This is a genomic window from Methylocapsa sp. S129 (genome assembly GCF_009765995.1).
GTDB lineage: Bacteria > Pseudomonadota > Alphaproteobacteria > Rhizobiales > Beijerinckiaceae > Roseiarcus.
Genome location: NZ_LMUI01000047.1, coordinates 113,308 through 132,518, shown reverse-complemented (window position 1 = coordinate 132,518; position 19,211 = coordinate 113,308). Strand labels below are relative to the sequence as shown.

General features: G+C 64.0%; 16 protein-coding genes and 1 tRNA gene. 8 read left to right on the top strand and 9 right to left on the bottom strand.

The genetic code is table 11. The annotated features are described in order from the left end of the window. Nucleotides 1-91: 91 nt before the first annotated feature. Complete coding sequence (locus GSQ90_RS24870; RefSeq protein WP_158817656.1) at nucleotides 92-289, bottom strand: hypothetical protein; 198 nt, start codon at nucleotides 287-289, stop codon at nucleotides 92-94. Nucleotides 290-513: 224 nt separating this feature from the next. On the opposite strand from GSQ90_RS24870, the gene GSQ90_RS24865 reads away from it, so the two are divergent. Beyond that, nucleotides 514-1,593, top strand: a complete 1,080-nt coding sequence (locus GSQ90_RS24865; protein WP_158817655.1) for a nitronate monooxygenase family protein — start codon at nucleotides 514-516, stop codon at nucleotides 1,591-1,593. On the opposite strand, the gene GSQ90_RS24860 is transcribed toward GSQ90_RS24865, so the two are convergent. After that, nucleotides 1,561-2,589, bottom strand: coding sequence for an alpha/beta hydrolase (locus GSQ90_RS24860; RefSeq protein WP_158817654.1), 1,029 nt, complete (start codon nucleotides 2,587-2,589; stop codon nucleotides 1,561-1,563). The two genes, GSQ90_RS24865 and GSQ90_RS24860, sit on opposite strands and share 33 nt — an antisense overlap. A gap of 185 nt (nucleotides 2,590-2,774) precedes the next feature. Next, nucleotides 2,775-5,045 (bottom strand): methyl-accepting chemotaxis protein, encoded by a 2,271-nt coding sequence (locus GSQ90_RS32535; protein WP_246731760.1) that lies wholly within the window; start codon nucleotides 5,043-5,045, stop codon nucleotides 2,775-2,777. 217 nt (nucleotides 5,046-5,262) lie between these two features. Here GSQ90_RS32535 and chrA point away from each other — a divergent pair, with 217 nt between their 5' ends. The 3 genes from chrA (at nucleotide 5,263) to GSQ90_RS24840 (ending at nucleotide 8,462) form a co-directional block, all read left to right on the top strand. Then, entirely contained in the window at nucleotides 5,263-6,447 is a 1,185-nt protein-coding gene (gene chrA / locus GSQ90_RS24850) for a chromate efflux transporter (protein WP_246731764.1), read from the top strand. A gap of 90 nt (nucleotides 6,448-6,537) precedes the next feature. Next, nucleotides 6,538-7,788: a DUF3419 family protein gene (locus tag GSQ90_RS24845; RefSeq protein ID WP_174247532.1), complete on the top strand. Its 1,251-nt coding sequence runs from the start codon at nucleotides 6,538-6,540 to the stop codon at nucleotides 7,786-7,788. Nucleotides 7,789-7,835: 47 nt separating this feature from the next. Continuing rightward, a complete protein-coding gene (locus GSQ90_RS24840; protein WP_158817710.1) occupies nucleotides 7,836-8,462 on the top strand; it encodes a class I SAM-dependent methyltransferase in 627 nt (208 codons plus the stop codon). 16 nt (nucleotides 8,463-8,478) lie between these two features. On the opposite strand, the gene GSQ90_RS24835 is transcribed toward GSQ90_RS24840, so the two are convergent. The 5 genes from GSQ90_RS24835 to GSQ90_RS24815 form a co-directional block, all read right to left on the bottom strand. After that, on the bottom strand, nucleotides 8,479-10,023 hold the full coding sequence (locus GSQ90_RS24835) for a carboxylesterase/lipase family protein (RefSeq protein ID WP_158817653.1): 1,545 nt from the start codon (nucleotides 10,021-10,023) through the stop codon (nucleotides 8,479-8,481). 709 nt (nucleotides 10,024-10,732) lie between these two features. Further along, nucleotides 10,733-12,658, bottom strand: a complete 1,926-nt coding sequence (locus GSQ90_RS24830) for a hypothetical protein (RefSeq protein WP_158817652.1) — start codon at nucleotides 12,656-12,658, stop codon at nucleotides 10,733-10,735. 173 nt (nucleotides 12,659-12,831) lie between these two features. After that, the gene (locus GSQ90_RS24825) at nucleotides 12,832-13,491 is read right to left on the bottom strand and encodes a hypothetical protein (RefSeq protein WP_158817651.1); all 660 of its coding nucleotides are present in this window, start codon (nucleotides 13,489-13,491) and stop codon (nucleotides 12,832-12,834) included. Between the two features lie 100 nt (nucleotides 13,492-13,591). Then, entirely contained in the window at nucleotides 13,592-14,143 is a 552-nt protein-coding gene (locus GSQ90_RS24820) for a hypothetical protein (protein ID WP_158817650.1), read from the bottom strand. 84 nt (nucleotides 14,144-14,227) lie between these two features. Next, complete coding sequence (locus GSQ90_RS24815; RefSeq protein ID WP_158817649.1) at nucleotides 14,228-14,935, bottom strand: 2OG-Fe(II) oxygenase; 708 nt, start codon at nucleotides 14,933-14,935, stop codon at nucleotides 14,228-14,230. Nucleotides 14,936-15,145: 210 nt separating this feature from the next. Here GSQ90_RS24815 and GSQ90_RS24810 point away from each other — a divergent pair, with 210 nt between their 5' ends. Beyond that, complete coding sequence (locus GSQ90_RS24810) at nucleotides 15,146-15,511, top strand: endonuclease domain-containing protein (RefSeq protein ID WP_158817648.1); 366 nt, start codon at nucleotides 15,146-15,148, stop codon at nucleotides 15,509-15,511. 120 nt (nucleotides 15,512-15,631) lie between these two features. Here the strand turns inward: GSQ90_RS24810 and GSQ90_RS24805 are convergent, their stop codons facing one another. Continuing rightward, complete coding sequence (locus tag GSQ90_RS24805) at nucleotides 15,632-17,017, bottom strand: multicopper oxidase family protein (protein ID WP_158817647.1); 1,386 nt, start codon at nucleotides 17,015-17,017, stop codon at nucleotides 15,632-15,634. A 144-nt stretch (nucleotides 17,018-17,161) separates the two neighbouring features. On the opposite strand from GSQ90_RS24805, the gene GSQ90_RS24800 reads away from it, so the two are divergent. From GSQ90_RS24800 to tig, 3 genes are all read left to right on the top strand, one after another. Next, complete coding sequence (locus tag GSQ90_RS24800; protein ID WP_158817646.1) at nucleotides 17,162-17,326, top strand: hypothetical protein; 165 nt, start codon at nucleotides 17,162-17,164, stop codon at nucleotides 17,324-17,326. A 118-nt stretch (nucleotides 17,327-17,444) separates the two neighbouring features. Beyond that, nucleotides 17,445-17,529: transfer RNA gene (locus tag GSQ90_RS24795), tRNA-Leu, on the top strand. 112 nt (nucleotides 17,530-17,641) lie between these two features. Then, the gene (gene tig / locus GSQ90_RS24790; protein ID WP_158817645.1) at nucleotides 17,642-19,006 is read left to right on the top strand and encodes a trigger factor; all 1,365 of its coding nucleotides are present in this window, start codon (nucleotides 17,642-17,644) and stop codon (nucleotides 19,004-19,006) included. The last annotated feature ends 205 nt before the right edge of the window (nucleotides 19,007-19,211 follow it).

The window sequence follows — 19,211 nt, the reverse complement described above, 5'->3', positions numbered from 1 at the left end:
CCGCATGCCTGGCATGCGGGCTTCTTTCATGTTTGCTGGTGGGGAAGCGGGCCGGGGATTACCTTCGGCGGTCCCGCCGCCGCGCCGGCGATCAGTTCTTTGAAGGCGCCGAGTTGGCGGAGGCGCCGCCGTCATCGTTCTTGTGATGGTGATGGCGATGTTGCGTCGTATCGCTCTTGGCTGCGCCCGATGTTCCGGCGGCGCCTGACGTTCCTGAATTATCCTGGGCGAGCGCCGGGACGAGCATGAGCGCGGTCGAGACGCCGAGTGCGGCGAGAAATTTCATCATCGATGTTCTCCATGGGAATGCGGCCTGCGTTCGCGCGGGCCGCGACGCCGGCAAACTGGGCGCGAACTATGGCCGCCCGGCGCCGCCGATCGGGCGGAAATGAAATGAAATATTCTCGAGCAAAATGAAATATTCCGCCGACAGGACGCGCAGCAAGCGTCGCCAAATTAACTGCCCGTGGTTCACGCTGGACACGCGCCTGACGGGAGGAGACAATCGCCTTCATGCCGACGCTTCACCCCGCTCTCGCCCGCGCGCAAGCCTTCTGCAAGGCCCATGATCTTCGCATTCCGATCCTGCTGGCGCCGATGGCGGGGGCGTGTCCGCCATCGCTGTCGATTGCGATCGCCAATGCGGGCGGGCTTGGCGCCTGCGGCGCGCTGCTGCTGCAGCCTGCTGCGATCAAGGCGTGGGCGTCGGAAGCGCGCGCCGGCAGCAATGGCGGCTTCCAGATCAATCTCTGGGTTCCCGATCCGGCGCCGACGCGCGACGCCGCCGCCGAAAGTGCTGTGCGCGCCTTTCTTGGCCATTGGGGGCCTGACGTGGCGCCCGAAGCCGGCGACGCGGCGCCGCCGGATTTCGAGGCGCAATGCGAAGCGATGCTCGAAGCCGGCCCTACCATCGTCTCCTCGATCATGGGCCTTTATCCCGTCGCCTTTGTCGAAAAGATGAAGGCGCGCGGCATCAAATGGTTCGCCGTCGCGACCACGGTCGCCGAGGCGAAAAGCGCGGAAGATGCGGGCGCCGATGCGATCGTGGCGCAAGGCATGGAAGCGGGCGGCCATCGCGGCGCATTCGATGCGGCGAAGGCGGAGGCCGGCATGATCGGCCTGTTCTCGTTGCTGCCGGCGATCGTCGATTCTGTGAAAATACCGGTGATCGCGACGGGCGGCGTCGCGGATGCGCGGGGCGTGGCGGCGGCCTTGATCCTGGGGGCTTCGGCCGTCCAGATCGGCACGGGGTTTTTGCGCTGTCCCGAGGCGAAATTGCCGCCCGCATGGGCCGACGCCATCGCAAGCAGCGCGCCGGAGCAAACAATGGTCACGCGCGCATTCTCGGGCCGTCCGGGACGCGCCATCGCGACCGCCTATGCGCGCGCGGCGGCGGGCGCCGACGCGCCCTCGCCGGCGCCTTATCCGGTGCAGCGCGGGTTGACGCAGGCGATGCGCAACGCGGCGACCCGGGATAACGACATCGATCGGATGCAGGCTTGGGCGGGACAATCGGCCGCCCGCGCACTGGCGCGCCCGGCCGCCGAAGTCGCGCGTGAATTATGGGAAGGCGCTCAAGCCATTCTCGGTTAGGCGCGTCGCGTCATTCTTCACGGCGGCGACGATCGCGGCGAGCGCCGCCGGCTCGCGCACGGCGCCCATATGGTCGATCCCGGCCAGCAACGAAAGATGGACCTTGCCCGCGAAAGGTTCGAGGGCGGCCTGATAGCGGCCCGCGTCCATCAATTCGTCCTTCTCGCCCTGGATGACTTCGATCGGCGCGGCCGTCGCCGCGAAGGCGCCCTGCCAGTCGGTCGGCGGCCCGAAATTTGTGGCGAGCCGGTAGGAATAACGCGAGGTGACGTTCTTATGAGCGCTCGGTGCGTTGGCGAAGGCGACGACGGGCAGGGATTGCGCCCAATCGACGCCGATGCGCCGCAGCAGCCCGAGAGCGATGATGCGGGGAACGTCGGCGTCGGCCCAACGGCCGGCGCCTTCGGATGGACGGTTGGTCGGCGCGAAATAGCCGAGATAGGGCGCCAGCAGAACGAACCGATCGAACAGCTTGCCCTCAGATTCGCCGGCGATGCGCAGAGCGAAGCCGCCCCCCGCCGAATGGCCGATCAAGCTGAGGCGCGCGGACGGATAGGCCTCGCGCAATTGTGCGACGAGATCGGCAAGATCGTCGTCGAGCTGGCCGATATAGGCGATGTCGCCGCGCGTTCCCGAGGCGCCATGGCCGCGCGTATCGATCGCCGCGGCTGCGACGCCATTGTCGGACAAAGCTTTGGCCACCGCGTGCATATCGGCCGACGTCCCGGAGGAGCCGTGAACGACAATCGCCAGCCGGTCCGTCGCGCCGTTCTTGGCGGGATAGAGGCGGTAGGCGAGCGACGTGCCGTCGCGCGCCTGGAAGCGGCTGAGGGCTGGGCGATCGACGTCGCCGATCGCGACGGCGCCTTCGTGGACAGAGGCGAGTACCGGCGGCTGCGAGAGCGGCGCCGCGAGCAAGCAGGCGATCGCCAGCGCGCCCGCGCCGGCGGCCGACAGCGCCCAGCCGATCGGGCGCAACAGGGTAGGGAGGTGCATGATCAGTTCTTTATTCAGATAACTCTGTATAATAGAGTAATCTGAAATTGTCAAAGAGAGATCAATGCGGTTCAAGCCTTGCGGCGGCGAAACGGCGCGCGGGCGAAGGCTTCGCATCCGCTCGCGGGCGGCCGAGGTCCGTGCATCAAATGCGACCTGAGAGCCGCGCTTTCAAAATCCAGGCGTCAGCCGTTTGCTTTGCGGATTACCGGCGCGCCATGCGCGCCAATCGCTCCGGGCGCGGTGCGGATGCGCGATGTTGGCTGACGCGCCGCCGCGGCCGCATCGTCGCCGGCTGCGACGGCCGGCCGGAAGGCGTGCGGCGCAATCTTTTGCAGTTCGCGGCGCATCGAAGCGTCGTCCGCCTGCGAGCCGACCTGGAACCGGCCGATCAGAGCGGAAAGTTGTGAGGTCTCTTGCGACAGGGAACGGCTTGCCGCTGTCGATTCCACGACCATCGCTGCGTTCCGCTGCGTCATTTGATCGACCAAATTGATCGCGGAATTGACCTCGTCGAGCCCCGTCGCCTGCTCTTTGGCCCCCGCGGCGATGCCGATGATGACATTATTGACATCGGCCACCTGCGCCATGATCCGCTCGAGCGACTTGCCCGTCTCAGCCACCAGCTTGACGCCGTGATCCACCTGAACTGTGGATGCGGAGATCAGGCCCTTGATCTCCTTGGCCGCTTCGGCCGAACGTTGCGCGAGCGCGCGCACTTCGGAGGCGACCACCGCAAAGCCGCGACCCGCCTCGCCGGCCCGCGCCGCCTCGACCCCGGCATTGAGGGCGAGCAGATTGGTCTGGAACGCGATCTCATCGATGGCGCCGATGATCTGGCTGATCTGCCGCGCCGATTGGGCGATGGCGTCCATCGCCGCGACGGCCTGGCGGACCACCAGCGTGCTTTTCTTGGCGTCGTTGTCGGCGGCGGCGACGACCGCGCGCGCATGGCTGGCGCCCTCGGCCGCCTTCTTCACCGTCGCGGTGATTTCATCGAGCGCCGTCGCGGTCTGCTCAAGACTGGCCGCTTGCTGCTCGGTGCGTCGCGACAGATCGTCCGACGCCTGCGATGCTTCTTCCGCATTGACGCTGATCCGTTGGGTCGTTCCGGATATGACCGTCATAGTCTGCTGCAATTGCGCGATGGCGGCGTTGAAGTCGCCCTTCAGCTTCTGATAGTCCGGCGCGAAGGCCTGTTCGATACGGAACGTCAGATTGCCCTGCGACAATTGCTCGTGGCCAGCAGCGACGATGGCGACGACGCGCTCCTGCTCGCTGGCCCGCGCCGCGCGCTCCGCCTCGTTGCGCTGGCGTTCGGCCTCGGTCATGCCGCGTTGGTCGTGCGCTTCATGTTCGAGGCGCTCGCGGTCCATCGCGGCTTCCTTGAACGTCTGGACGGCCTTCGCCATCTGGCCGATTTCGTCGCGCCGGCTGAGCGCCGGAATCTCGGCGTGCAGATCGCCGCCCGCGAGGCCGAGCATCGCGTCGCGCAACTGGCCAAGCGGTTTGGCGGTGGTGCGCCCGACGAAGAGAGCCGAAGCGAGACCACCGGCGAGCGCGAGAAGCATGGTGATCAGGATGATTTTCTTCGTCAGCGCTTCGGCCGCCGCCAGCCTTGCGCCGGCCGCCTCGCCTTCGGCCGATACTTTCGCATCGAGATCCTGCAATATCGGGCCGATCAGATCGAATCCGCCCGTCACTTTCTCCGCGGCGAGCATGAAATCTTTTTCAGCCGCGCTCCAGGCCCTGAAAGCGTCGGCATATTGCCTGAAGACGCCCTCGAGGCTCTCTTTTGTCTCCTGGGGGATTTCGATGCGCTTGAGAACGCGTTCGAAGCGGCCGAAACTGACCTCCCACTCGCCCGTCAGGCTGTAATCGAACGTCGCCTTGAATTCGGCTTGATCGCGCCGCATCGCGGTCAGAGCGCCAAGCAGGCGTTCGGCGTCGATCGTATCTTCGTCGGAGATGAGCGCCTTGATGCGCGTCGTCAGCGTCTGGCTGGACTGCTCGACCTGATCGGCAAGCCCTCCCGATCCCGTGGCGCCGAGTCCTTCCTGCAATTTCTGCACGATCGCGAATTGCTGCGTAATCGCGCCTATCTCGGCTTTCATGGCGGAGATTTGCTGGCTGAACGCTTCGCCGCGCGGCGCCTTGGCGAGCGCGTCGACGCCGTCCGAAAGCTCTGTCGCCCCCTGGCTGAATTTTTGCAGGTCGATCGAGTCGCGTCCAAAGCGGACGTCGCGGCTGGCGACCTTCAACGCGATTGTCGAAGCCGCGACATCGCTGGTCCTGTGTTCCAGCGCAGCAAACGCTTTGGCGTCTTCGAATGCGGCGGCGACCTTGCCGCTCCCGATGAGATAGACGCCGCCGATGATAACCAGTCCCGCGATGAAGGCGACGCTAACTAGGGCGATGCGGACCTTGATTGTTAAACGATTTGAAAGAAAAGACATGCGCTGCGCCCCGCCAGCTCAAATAGAGGATCGAATATACTTGTTTCGTCCTAACGTCTGGTCAACGATGCGGCGGTGCACCATTCCAGCCTGCAAGGCTTGCGTACGACATCGACATCTTTCCCCTGGATACGGACGAAGAGGGAGGCCAGTCGTGGAGCCGTATCGCGAACGCGCTTCCGACCAGCGCCTCCTTGACGCAACCGCGGGCAATTCCCTGCGGCCTGGTTCGCCGAGCGAGATTCTTCGCGTCTTTTTGAAACTCGGCCTCACGTCTTTTGGCGGTCCGGTCGCGCATCTCGGCTATTTCAGGGCCGAATTCGTCGAGCGTCGCGAATGGCTGAGCGAGTCCGCCTATGCCGACATCGTCGCGCTCTGCCAGTTCCTGCCGGGTCCCGCCAGCAGCCAGGTCGCCGTCAGCCTTGGCGTTTTGAGGGCCGGGCTGGCGGGCGGCCTGACGGCCTGGTGCGGATTTACGCTGCCCTCCGCTCTCATTCTGATCCTGTTCGCCTATGGCGTCGACCGGGTCGGCGACCTCAGCCACGCCCATTGGCTTCATGGTCTGAAGATCGTGGCGACGGCTGTCGTCGCCCAGGCGATTTGGGCCATGGCGCGCAACCTTTGTCCCGACCGCCAGCGCGTCACGCTGGCGGTCGGCGCGGCCATGCTGGTGTTGGCTGCGCCTTCAGCCTTGGGGCAGGTGGGCGCCATTATCGCCGGGGCGTTGATCGGGTGGCGCTTCTTGCCCGCGGCGCCGGCGCCGATCGCGGGCCGTCTTGGCTTTGGATTGAGCCGCCGCCTCGCGCTTGCGGCGCTGGCGCTGTTTTTCGCCTTGCTGTTGCTTCTGCCTTTGGCGAGCGCGGCGTCGGGCAGCCATGCGCTGGACCTGATCGCCAGCTTCTACCGCTCGGGCGCTTTGGTGTTTGGCGGCGGCCACGTCGTGCTGCCGCTGCTGCAACAAGCTGTCGTTCCGCCCGGATGGATCGGCAACGACGGATTTCTCGCCGGCTATGGCGCCGCCCAAGCGGTTCCCGGTCCTCTCTTCACTTTCGCCGCTTATCTCGGCGCAGCGATGAACGGTTCGCCGAGCGGCTGGCTCGGCGGCTTGATTTGCCTGACGGCCATCTACCTGCCGTCCTTCCTGCTGCTCGTCGGCGTCTTGCCATTCTGGGACAGTCTTCGGCAGCGGGCGAGCGTGCAATCGGCCCTGAAGGGCGTCAACGCCGCTGTGGTCGGATTGCTTCTGGCGGCGCTCTACACGCCCGTCTGGACCAGCGCCATGGGCTCGTCGACCGATTTCGCGATCGGCCTTGCCGCTTTCTTGCTTCTCGTATTCTGGCGCGCGCCGCCATGGCTGGTTGTAATCCTCGGCGCGGCGACGGCCTGGGCGCTGAGCGCCTAGCCGTTTCGTATCCGCGCGCCAGCGCCTTCATGTCCCTGTCACACGATTCCCTTAGCCGCTAGTCATCGCAGTCCGGCTTCAGAGAATCATGTGGCAAATTCGACGCGGGTGATTCGGCGCGCGACCAATGAGGGATTGAGCGCGGCTGTCCATCAGAACAAGGCCCTGTCGAAGACAGGCGTCCTGGAGCGCCTGTTCACCTTCGCCTTTCAGCATCTGGTCTATCCCCAGATCTGGGAAGATCCGCTGGTCGATATGGAGGCTTTGCGCATCCGGTCCGACGATCGCATGGTCGCGATCGCTTCGGGCGGCTGCAATGTCCTGTCCTATCTCACGGCCGACCCCGCGCGCATCACCGCCGTCGATCTGAACGGCGCGCATATCGCGCTGAACCGGCTGAAACTGTGCGCCCTGAAGAACCTGCCTGACTACGAGGCCTTTTTCAGCTTCTTCGGTCGCGCAAACAATCCGGCCAATGTCTCGGCCTATCAGACGCAATTGCGCGCTTTGCTCGATCCCGACACGCGCGCCTATTGGGATGGACGCGGCATCGGCGTGCGGCGCCGCATCCATGGATTCGCCGATAATTTCTATCGCCACGGCCTGCTTGGCCGCTTCATCGGCGCCGGCCATTGGCTCGCGCGTCTCTATGGCGTCGACCTCGGCGCCATCCTCAAAGCGCGGACCATCGAGGAGCAGCGCGCCGTCTTCGACAAGCAGCTCGCGCCTGTCGTTGACAAGCGCTTCGTGCGCTGGCTCGCGCGCCAGCCGGCCACGCTTTACGGCCTCGGCATTCCGCCTTCCCAATATCGCGCTCTGAGCGGCGATTCGCCCGACGGCATCGCCGCCGTCCTGAAACAGCGCGTCGAGCGCCTTGCTTGCGGCTTTCCGATCGGTGACAATTATTTCGCCTGGCAGGCGTTCGGGCGGCGCTACGCGCCGGATGCGAACGCGTCTCTGCCGCCCTACCTCCAGCGCGACAATTTCGACGCCGTGCGCGCGCGCGCCGATCGCGTTCGGCCCCATCACGGCTCCATGACCACGTTCCTCGCCGAGAGCCCGGCCGAAAGCCTCGATTGCTACGTCCTGCTCGATGCGCAGGATTGGATGAGCGACGCCGACCTGACGGCTTTATGGACGCAGATCCTGCGCACCGCGCGTCCCGGCGCGCGCGTGATTTTCCGCACGGCGGCCGATGAGCGGCTGCTGCCGGGACGCGTGCCGCAGGACATTCTCGGCGCCTTCGTCTATGACGCGGATCTGTGCCGGACGCTGGGCCGCAAGGATCGCTCCTCCATCTATGGCGGCTTCCATCTCTACACGCTGGCGGACCGGCATTGACGGAAGCTTTCGCCGAACGGGATGACGCCGCCCGCTTGATGGATCGGATGTATCGCCATCAGCGGCACTTTTACGATGCGACCCGCAAATTCTACCTGCTCGGCCGCGACCAGCTCATCGCCGATCTCCATCCGCCGACGGGCGGCCGCGTGCTCGAAATCGGTTGCGGCACTGGGCGCAACCTTGTGCGCGCCGCCAGAGCCTGGCCTTCGATCCAGGCGTATGGAATCGACGTCTCGGCGGAAATGCTGGCGACCGCGCGTCGTTCCGTCGCCGCGGCCCATCTCGATGGGCGCATCGCAACGGCGCAGGCCGACGCGACATTGCTCGATCCGCAAGCTCTGTTCGGCGTCGCGACCTTCGACAGGATTTTCATCTCCTATGCCCTCTCGATGATCCCGGCGTGGAAAGAGGCGCTGGCGCGCGCCTGCGATTGTCTGGCGCCGGGCGGCTCTTTGCACATCGTGGATTTTGGCGATCAGGCCGGACTTCCCGCGCCGTTCCGGTCGGCGCTGGCGCGCTGGCTGGCGCTATTTTCCGTCCATCCCTGCCTGACCCTCGAGGCCGAGCTGTCGCAATTCGCCGCCGCGCGAAATATGCGCTGCCGTTTCAGCGCGCGCTTCCGCCGCTATGCCTTTCTGGCGACGCTGGAGGCAGGCGCGAGAGCTTCCTGATCTGCCGGCGCCTCGGCTATCGCGAAGCGGCCTTCCGATAATAGTCGTCAAGAAATTCATAGCGATCGCGGCGCCATTCGCCCTGGACACCAATGTCTTTGCCGAGTTCCATCACCCGCCCCGCGCCGCCCGGTTCGTAGGTGGGCCATGGCGGCAGCCCGTCGCCGTTGGGATTGCCGGTCTTGGCGAAATTGACCCAATAAGACGCCATGGCGTCGGCGAGCCGGCGGTCAGCGGCTTCCCATGGCCAATCTCTGATCTGAAGGCAGTCCCAGACGTAACAGATTTCAGCGCTGTGATAGGAGCCCGGCGCCGTCAGCGGGTAGATCGACAGTTCGGGCGCCCCTGGCGGCCGGCGGTTGAAATAATAGCGGTAGACCGGCGCCGCGCCCGTCGCGGCCGTACGTTCGGCCCAGGCCCATCCGCCATAGGAAATGATCTCGTCGCCAAACAGCGCGGCGAACGAAGCCTTGTCGTCTTCGAGCGTGGCGCCGGGCGGGTAAAGCGAGAGAACCCCCTGCGCATGGTCTTTATACTGCGTGCGAATGCGCTCGGCGTAAGAGGGCAGGTCGGGCCCCCAGGCGACCATGCGGGCGGCGAACAACGTTCCCTCATCCGCATTCCAGCCGACGAGCAGCGGAACGGCGTGCTGCTTGCCCTCGGCATAGATTTTGGCGGGATGGTCGGGCACGACATAGCCGTCGACAACGCCAAATCCATAGGCGATCGGGCTCGCGAGCGCCGCCTTCAGCACGTCTTGCGCCGGCCTGGCGCGAAGCTCGGCGATGGAATCCGCCCCCAAGCCTCGCGCGAACTTCAGTCCGTCTTCTTCGCCGGTCCGTAACGGCTTGGGTCCGAAGACAGCGGCGGGCTTCAGCGCGCCGCCGCTTTGCCCGATCGCGCGCGCAAACAGGCCCTTGGTCAAAGGCGAGACCATCAGCAGGCTGATGTTCATGGCGCCGGCGGATTCGCCAAACACCGTGACTGCTCCGGGATCGCCGCCGAAAGCGGCAATGTTGTTTTGCACCCATTGCAGCGCGGCGATTTGATCCAGCAGCCCATAATTTCCCGAGGCGCCGACGCCGGACTCCCTGGTCAAATCGGGATGCGCGAGGAAGCCGAACACATCGAGCCGATAATTGATCGTGACCACCACCACGCCCCTGCGGGCGAGGGCGCCGCCGTCATATTCCGGTTGCGATCCGGCGCCGGTATTGTTGCTGCCGCCATGGATCCAGAACAGGACCGGCAATTGGTCGATCGCCGACTGCGCCGGCGTCCAGATGTTCAAATAGAGGCAATCCTCGCTCATGCGCTTGTTGAGCGGGTCGATGTCGCCAAGGCGGTCGCCCTGCATGCCGCGCGGGCCCCAGTCGTCGGCCTTCAACACGCCGTCCCATGGCTTGACCGGCTCAGGCTTCCTCCAGCGCAATTCCCCGACGGGCGGCGCGGCATAGGGAATGCCCTTGAAGACGCGAATCCCCGAGGCGTCCCCCGCCCGATCGGCGATCTCTCCGCCCTCGATCCGAAGAGGCTTCGCGCGCGAGTCGGACAGGGTCATGTTTTCTCCTCAACTTGCGGTGCGGCTTTGCAGCGGGGCGCGCCCTTCGCGCCGATGATGCCACGCGCGATAGGGCGCGCCAAACGTGGCGCCGCGCGCACGGGTGCGGAGAGTGGAGCGGGAAGGGCCGCGGAATAGCCGAGGCCCTGGAAGGAACCGACTCGGAACGTCAAAACCGCCGCTAAGTCCTTGATTCTCACGGGCGCGGAAGCGTGGTTCTATCCGCGAAACGAGCGATATCAAGGGCTTAAACCCATTCGGCCTTCCCTTTCGAAATTTCGGGCGTGAAACGCGGCTTGCGGCGCGCGATGACCCGGCGTTCAGGCGAAGAAAACGGGGAGCGTTCAAGGCGAAACTCTTTGCGGACAGGCTTTAGAAAACGAGCCCTCGAAGACTACCATTGATTCTAATTTTCAGAAATAACTTTTTGGCTCTTATGGCGTTAGCTGTTGTTTCAAAAATCATAGACAGAGCGAGATGAGAATTGATTGAATCGAACGGCCATCGGCGGCAGCTTCGTTATTGAGCCATTGTTCGCATGGAGGCATTTTTTTCACCTCAGAAGGTTCGTCAAGTGTCGCCTTTCAGGCGACCGCCGGAGGCGGCGCGCCTTTGGGCGCGCACTTGACGAACCTTCTGAGGTGAAACACGCTCCGCCATGCGAAACGATGGATCACCCTCGACCGTTTCGATCAAAAATCATCAGGCTCTAATTCAAAGCGATATCCAATTGATAGGGGTGGGGATTGGCGTATCCCTCCCAATCACTTCGCGAAAAGGAGGGCGAGCCCTCCGGCCAACCCGCAGCGCGCCAGATCGTATCCAACGTTGAACGAAGCACGACGCCTAATGGCCGCGCCATCTGGATGAGGTCAAGCACCTCTGTCGAAATAAACGGCCGATCGAAACCTTTTGTGTGGCCGGCCGTCGACTTGGCGATCCTGAGACCGAGGACACCTATCAGTTCCACCTGGACGAAGGCAGGCGATCGCAATTGCAGCTTTTGGTACGCATCGCAGACAGCATCTAGAGTGCATACAATTGCTCGTTCGAGTGGATGCCCTCGAATAACGCCGGCGCGCCGCTCTTCAGTTTCCTCAAAAAGCGTCTGCGCGACCTCAACATAGCCATTCCAGTCTAAACGACTGTGCCACCAGGAAACCGGGTTGGGGAGGCCAATCGGTGTCGGCGGGTCACGCCAGGTCCAGCCCTCCTTGCGCGTCCGATCCTCGTATTTTTCAAATCCATCGGGAGAAAGGAGGTGACCGAGCAGTCTCGGTGCAGCGTGCTCAATGTCACGGCCACCTTCGAGCCCCGACAAAGGCACAACCCTCAACACCAGCTTGGGACCTCGTCGTAGTACGGCCGGAACGTCTATTCCGGCGTTCATGTGAGCCGCTCGCCCGGCAAAGAACTCTGCCGCACGCGCAAGGGTGTCCGGTGAGACGGGCTGTGGCGTCACTCCTTCCTGGGGTTCGAGCAAAAATTTCACTCGTCGGCTTTGGACAGGCGCCTCCGCTAATCCTCCCAAATAAAAAATCTTCTTGGAATTCGTTTTGAGATCGATGAACGAGAGTTGTCGCGCTGCCCATTGGAGAGAATGGGCGGCGGAGGAATCAATGCCCGTTGCAAGCAGATAGGCGGGGGCGACGAAGCGGCGGTATGATGCAGCTCCACCTGCGTCTTTGATCGTCTCAATATGAGCATCAAACAGAGTGATGGTCTTGCACGGGATGGTTAGTTGGTCCGATGTTTTATTGAGGTAGTGAGCGGCGAGTGTGATGTTTTGAACGCTCCAACTGCCGAGTTGCGGATGCGGCCAGAGCTCAAGAGCCTTTTCACGATTTACATGCAGATCGGAGTAGTCTCGCAGGGCTGACCGTGCGATTTGGTTCACATGCACGTCCCGTTCATGCCCATCTAAAAGGAAAACAAATGTGAACCGCGCTGCTCGCCAATAGGTGGCGTCGATGGCCGCAAGGCTTCTGAAACTCGTCGTCACGCCACGACTTATCTCTCGCCCCCAAGCCTGCAGTTGGCCCGAGGAAAGCTTGTCTAAGACCTCCTCGGCCGCCTCGTCCCAAAGCGCTGTCGGTCCGGCAGGATCAAGCTTCGACCGGAGATACAAAAACAGATCCTGAATCGTCCAGTCTGGAGTGCCGGCTATTGGCGCGGCTACCGAAAGGGAATTGAAATGTATCGCTTCGGTATTGACAGTATTTGCGGTTATCCCGCCCGATTGATTCGTTGATGATACTGTCTGATTGAGAAAAAGATACATCGCTTTGTCGACAATTTGTTCGTCCAAGCGGGCAGGGTTGCTCTCGTGTTCGGTCTTACGTCTTGTAAGAAACTCGACGGTAAAAGCTTCCTCATTGTCATCAACGATCGTGTGATGCGGCCCGCACATGAGAATGAGATTCGCGAACCCGTGCCGGTCGTCGGCCGTTTGTTGATTATCATAGCGAGGGCCGCCTCGGCTGGCCGCTTTGATGTGGCAGACCTCTCCGACAACTGTCTCCCCGACAATTAGCGGGCATGTGCAATGCCGGAAGGCGCAGCGATTGCTTGAGAGCGCGAAAAGCCGCTTGATCGTGCTCGCTGTCGGTCCTTTCAGCCCCAATTTTTCTTGCACAATACACCTTTCGAACGCGGCGCCGTTGGTCGCTATTCTGCTACATCTCCATCAGGGTGGTTCGCCTGGAACCAGTTTGCGGAATGTTCCGACCATGCGGCGCTTGATGAGCGGTGAGAAGCCCTCAATATGTTGCCTTGGCCGTTCTCGGCCGCCGCGCGCGCCGCGCCGCCTCAAACCAGCCCAGCGCCCGTCTTGCCCGCTCGCCCCGAAACAGGCTTCGCCGCTTTCGCCGCTTCAAGGATCGCGGCGCGCGTGCCCAGCGCTTTGGCGAGGCGGCGGGAGAGGGCGGTTTCTTTCGATAGGGGATGGCCCATATCCTCGGTCGCCCCCTTCATGCGGCGCATGAGGTCGTAATCATGCTCGTCGCGATAGGGCTTGAGGTCGAGATCGCCAGGCAATTTGGTCAGGCGCTCGTCGCCCATTTCCTTGACATATTGCTGCATGAAACGGTCGTAGGCGCGCCATGAAACGCCGTCGGCGCGCACGGCGGCCTCTTCGGCGCGCGTCGCGATCTGGTGGGCGTGCTGATAATGCAGGTCGAGCTGGTCGATCAGCGTCTTTTCGACCTCCTCATGCAGCAGGAGATAGCGGTCGACCTCGATCTTGCGGCCCTTGTAGAGGAAGCTCGGCGGCAAATGACGGTCGATATAGATCCGCTTGCCGTCCGTGCTGTAGCCGGCGAGATAGGGAATGTCGTGATTGCGGTCGATCGCGCCGGCGCGGCGGGCGATGGCGTTGAGCGCGCGGTCGAGCATGAGGCTCGACACGTAGGTGTCGGGCAGGCGCAGGCGCTTATGCGCGCCGACGGGGTGACAGCAATTGGCAGGCATGAATCCTCCCAATAATCACGCGTAGCGAGAGCGCCGCTCCTGCAAACCATGGAGCGGCGCATGGTCGGCGGCGGCTGAGGCCGTCAGCCGCCGGTCAGTCTCAAGGACGCTTCTCGTTCTTGGCGGCGACGGCTCCGGCGGCGGTCGCGTCGGCCTCGCACATATAAGCGCCTCTCTTCGTCTTCCCGTAATCGGCGGCGTTAGCGTAATGATATTTCTTCGACTTGGTGTTCACCCAGACGACGGTGTCGGACGGGCACTTGGCCTTGGCTTCCGTATCGGTCGTAAACTGTCCCGGCGCGGCGGCCATGCCTTTGGCTCTGGTGGTTTTCTTCATCGGCGCCGCTTCGGCGGCGGGAGCCGCGGCTGCGGGCGCCGGCGCGGGAGCCGCGGCGGCGGGAGCGGGTGCAGGAGCCGCGGCGGGGGCCGGCGCTGCGGCCGGGGCCGCGCCGCTCTTCTGTTCGGTGCGGCATTGAGCGAGGAATTCAGGCCAGGTCTTGCCGCCGGTGGTGCCCGCGGCCTTCGCGGCTTTCCATTGTTCGCCACAGATCTTCATCACGCTTTCAGCGTTGGCGGCGCTGGTTGACGCAAAGCCGAAAGCGCCGGCCAGAATGGCGACCGAAAATGCAATCCCTATGGTTCTATTCAACATAGCCAATCCCTCCACGTTTACCTTGCTCGGCGCCGCCGGCGCTAGAGCCACTATTCTCCGCCGCGATTGTACGCAGTGAAGTCGTTAATGCCCCGCCGCTGCTGAACCGGGAATGAACATTCGCGTGAACTTCTTGAATTTGGTGGAGAACTGGTGGCGGCGCTGCTCGCTGTCGACCACGTCCTGGGTGGTGACCCAGTTGAGCTGGATGGCGCGCCTGGGGCCCGAAGTCGGCTTATGGCCGTGCCATGAATTGTCGGCGCGGCGAAAGATCAGCAAAGTCCCGCCATAGGGCGGCACTTCGGCGACGTAATCGTCGAGATTGTCGGGGCCGCGCAGCAGACGCAGACGCCCGGCGTCCTCCTGCCAGCGCTCATTCATATAGAGCAGCACGGTGATGATCTTGGTGGTCGAGTCGGTATGGATCGAGCCGTCCTTCTCGCGCACGAAGCCGCGCACGGTGTACATGGTCGGGCGGCCCGCAAGATCGATGGCGAATTTGCGCTCGACGGCGGCGCGGAACTCTGGCCCGAGCAATTCGCCCATCAGCTCCTCGAACTTGCCGTGAATGTCGAGCTCGGCGGGCGGATGCGAGCCTGGGCCCGGCACGGTGGGATAATCAGCGATGACGGAGGCGAATTTTTCGGCCTTGATGAAATCGGGCACGACGAGGAATTCAAAGGGATCGCGTTGGAGCGGCGTCTGCTCCAGCGCTTCAAAATCGCAATAGGTCAAACGATGCTCCCTGACGGCGAGGCTCGCGATGAGCGCTGGCTTCGGTGTCGATCTCATCAGCTTATAGCAACCGAGCCGCCGCGCGCCAAATGCGCGGCCCCCACCCCCTGCCCCTCCCCGCAAACGCGGGGAGGGGAGGCGCCAAGATTTCCCCTCCCCGTGCAACGGGGAGGGGCCAGGGGTGGGGCGGTTTGGAGGGGCCAAGGGTGGGGCGCTTTCGAGCGCAAGCCGAGCGCGATATTATCCCCGTCCAGGCAGGAACGATCCATGCGCGAAGACGAAGATCCGCGATTGCGCGCGCGCGCCAAAGCGATGCGGCGGGAGATGACGGAGCCGGAGCGTCGATTGTGGTGGGCGCTGCGTCATCGGCTGGCGCTCAGCGGAACGCACTTTCGACGGCAAGTCGTCATCGGCCGAGCGATTGTCGATTTCGCCTGCGTCGCCAGCAAGACGATCGTCGAAGTCGATGGGAACCAGCACGGCGCCGACCGCGCGCTCGCCTATGACGCGCAACGAACGGCGTCTTTGCAAGCTGCGGGCTGGCGCGTCCTGCGCTTCTCGAACGCACAAGTGATGCGCGATGACGATGAGGCGCTGGAGACGATCCGGGCGGCGATCGAGGGAAAGCTGTAAGGCGCCGCCGCCCCACCCCCGGCCCCTCCCCGCAAACGCGGGGAGGGGAGGCGCCCAGATTTCCCCTCCCCGTTCTTACGGGGAGGGGCCAGGGGTGGGGCGGTGCGCTGCCCGTCCTACCTAACCCACCGCGAACATCGTCATCACTCCCGCCGCCTGATGTTCGGGGATCGCCGATTCGATGGGCCAATGGCCGGGATTGTCGGCGACAAAGGCGACATGGCTCGTCTTGCCAGGCGCGATCAGCACGCTGTCGCGCCAATAAGGCTCCCAGCCGTCGTCCATCCCATGCAGCAGGCGCATGAAATGATCGTAGACGCGAATGGCCTGCGTGACGGCGGTGTTGTTGACGATCCCCAGCGTGACGGGCGCGCCGCGCGCCACCGAGAATAATGGTTTGGCGGGCCAATCGCGCGCCGTCGCGCCATTGAGCGAAAAGGGAACGCTCCCGCCGCCGGCGATTGTCATGTCGACCCGCTTGGCGCGCTGCAGGTCGATTTCGATGGGCAATAGGGGATTGGCGTCGAGGCCTGCGAGGGGCGGGCGCTGCGCGAGAGGATCGCCGGTCGCCGTGAAGACGATCAGCGGACGATCGGTCTCGCCGGCGATCGCCGCCGCGCCGCCGCCCAGCAGCACGAAACGCACCGGCTTCCCGTCGCGCGGCATGTCGAACATCATGTCGAAGCGCGCCCCCGGCCCGATCGGGAAATTGTTGTGCAAGGGCTCGAAGGCTTCGGCCGGTTGGCCGTCGAGCGCGATAATGAGCGGCTTCACACCCTCGACGCCGATGACCATGATCCGCGCATTGGCCGCATTGGCGAGGCGCAGACGCATGCGGGCGCCCGGCGCCGCATTCAGCGTGAGCGGCGTCGCGCCATTATTGGCGGCGAGCAGGGCGCCCAGATGGCCCGCGCCATGCGCCGCGACGGGATCGGAGAAATCGTCGCGCGCCTGACCCTGCGCATCGAGGCTCCAGTCCGCGAGGGCGACGATCGCTTCAAGATCACGCGCCGGCGGCGCAACCTCATCGACGATGAGCGGCCCATAGAGCCCGCGCCCGATCTGGCCCGCCGTCGCCGCGCCGGCGTGCGGGCGATAGAGGTTGAAGCCGGAATCGGGCGGCGTGAAGCGATAATCGAAACTGGCGCCGGGTGACACGGCGGGTTGCGTCAGGCCGCCTATGCCGGCCATCGCATTGGCGATCCGCAGGCCGGGCCAGCAGAGGCTGGTCGGCTCGGCGAGTTTGTTGGTCAGTCTGACTTTCAGTTCCTCGCCCTTGCGCAGCCGCAGCAGCGGCCCGGGCGTCGCGCTGTCATAACCGAGCGCGGGGACGGCCGGGGCGGGGGCGGCGAGAAGCTGCGCATGCGCCGGCCCCGCCTCAAGGAGCCGGAAGCCGTCCGCCGCGACGCGCGCGGGGGCAGGCTGCGCGGGGGCGCCCTCGCCGAACGCCGCCCAAAGCGCCGCCGAAACGCCCGTGCGCAATATCAGACGGCGGTCGCGATTCACGGCTCGTCCCTCCGTCGCGGCGCGCCGATCCCGCCACCGCTCTGTCCCATTTCGATCCACTTCACGCGGCGCGGACCTTGCGTCGCGTCAGGGCCCCTGTCGCGTCGGCGTCCGAAGCGAAGGTGGCGCGTTGGAGAGGCGTTTGTGAGCAAGATCGTCGCTTTCGCATGCTTCGCCGCGGGGCTGGCCCTTTATCTATGGTTCGGGCCGTGGCGATCCCTGATGGCTCAGTCCCATGAGGCGGCGCCTGCGATTCTGATGGCGGGCGGATTGTTCACCGTCGCGATCGCCGTGCTGATCCGGGACTAGCCGGTTTCCGCCGCAAATCCAAGCCGGCCGCTTCCTTCGTTTTTTTCTGGCGCGGGCGGCCCAAGATGCTATAGACGGCGCCCAAAGCGGCGGGTTCTCCCACGCGAGGCGCCTTGATGCGGGCGTGGCGGAATTGGTAGACGCGCCGGATTTAGGTTCCGGTGATGAAAGTCGTGGGGGTTCGAGTCCCTCCGCCCGCACCATAATCGATGCGAGGCTTTCGGCCGTCCGTCGGCGCCGATTGGGTTTTTGGGCTTCGGCCGCCCGCGCTGCGGGAAGTCGAAGGTTTTTGGTTTTTTACAGGGCGGGTTTGACATGCAAGTGACCGAGACGCTTTCGCAGGGGCTTAAGCGCGAATACAGCATCAATTTGTCGGCGACCGACCTTGCCGCGCGCCTTGACGGCCAGCTTGCCGACATGAAAAACAAGATCAAGATCAATGGCTTCCGTCCGGGCAAGGTTCCCGTGGCGCATCTGAAGCGCGTCTACGGTCGCTCCGTGATGGCCGATGTCGTGCAGGAGGCGATCACCGAGGCCAACAAGCAGATCGTCGACGACAATGGTCTGCGCCTCGCCCAGGAGCCGAAGGTGGAATTGCCGACCGATCAGGCGTCCATCGAGGCGGCGCTGGAAGCGCGCGGCGATCTCAATTTCACGGTCGCGCTGGAAGTGCTGCCGAAGTTCGACGTCGGCGCGTTCGACGACGTCTCGCTCGAGCGTCCGGTGGTCGAGGTGCAGGAATCGGATGTCGACCAGGCGCTGGAGCGCTTCGCCGACAATCGCCGCACCTATGCCGATAGGCCCGAAGGCGCCAAGGCCGAAAACGGCGACCGCGTCACGGTCGATTTCGTTGGCACAATCGCGGGCGAGGCGTTCGAAGGCGGGACGAGCGAGAATATCGAGGTGATTCTCGGCTCCAACACCTTCATTCCCGGCTTTGAAGAACAGCTCGTCGGGGTCGCCGCCGGCGAACGGCGCGCCGTCGAGGCCACTTTCCCCGAAGCCTATGTCAATCGCGCGCTGGCGGGCCAGAAGGCCGCTTTCGACGTGACGGTCAAAGCGATCGCCGCGCCCGAGGCTTTTACGATCGACGACGAATTCGCCAAGAGCCTGAATTTCGAGAGCCTCGACAAGCTCAAAGAAATGATCCGGGAGAATATTAGCAACGAATATTCAAAGGCTTCGCGCGAAAAGCTCAAGCGCCAGTTGCTTGACAATCTGGATAATCGCTATTCCTTCGAGCTTCCCGAAGGGCTCGTCTCACAGGAATTCGACTCGATCTGGCGCCAGGTCGAGCAGGAGCAGAAGGCGTCCGGCCGCGGTTTCGCCGATGAGAATACGACCGAAGAAGCGGCGCGGGCGGATTACCGCCGCATCGCCGAGCGGCGCGTGCGCCTCGGGCTGCTGCTGGCGGAAGTCGGCTCCAAGGCGGAAGTTAAAGTCACGGATGAGGAAGTCACCAGCGCGCTGATCGCCAGGGCGCGCGCCTATCCCGGCCAGGAAAAGCAGATCTGGGACTATTACCGCAAGAATGCGCAGGCCCTGGCTGAATTGCGCGCGCCGATCTACGAGGAAAAGGTCGTCGACCATATTCTGACGCTGGCCAAAGTGGGCGAGCGCAAGATGACGCGCGAAGAGCTGATGAAGGCCGATGACGACGAGACGCTCCCGGCCAAGTGAGCGAACCTGTCGGCGTCGATGATCGGTTCGCGGCTGGCGAACAAAGCGCGCGGCGCGATGGCGCCTCGCACCCTCCTGCTTGAAATCGTGCCCGCCGGCGACCCTTCGCGGCGCGACTGACGCAGCGCACGTTGGTCGCCTCGGCCCGCAACACGTCGCCGCCTTGGCCCTTTAACAAGTCTCGCATCGCCACTATGTTGCGTTC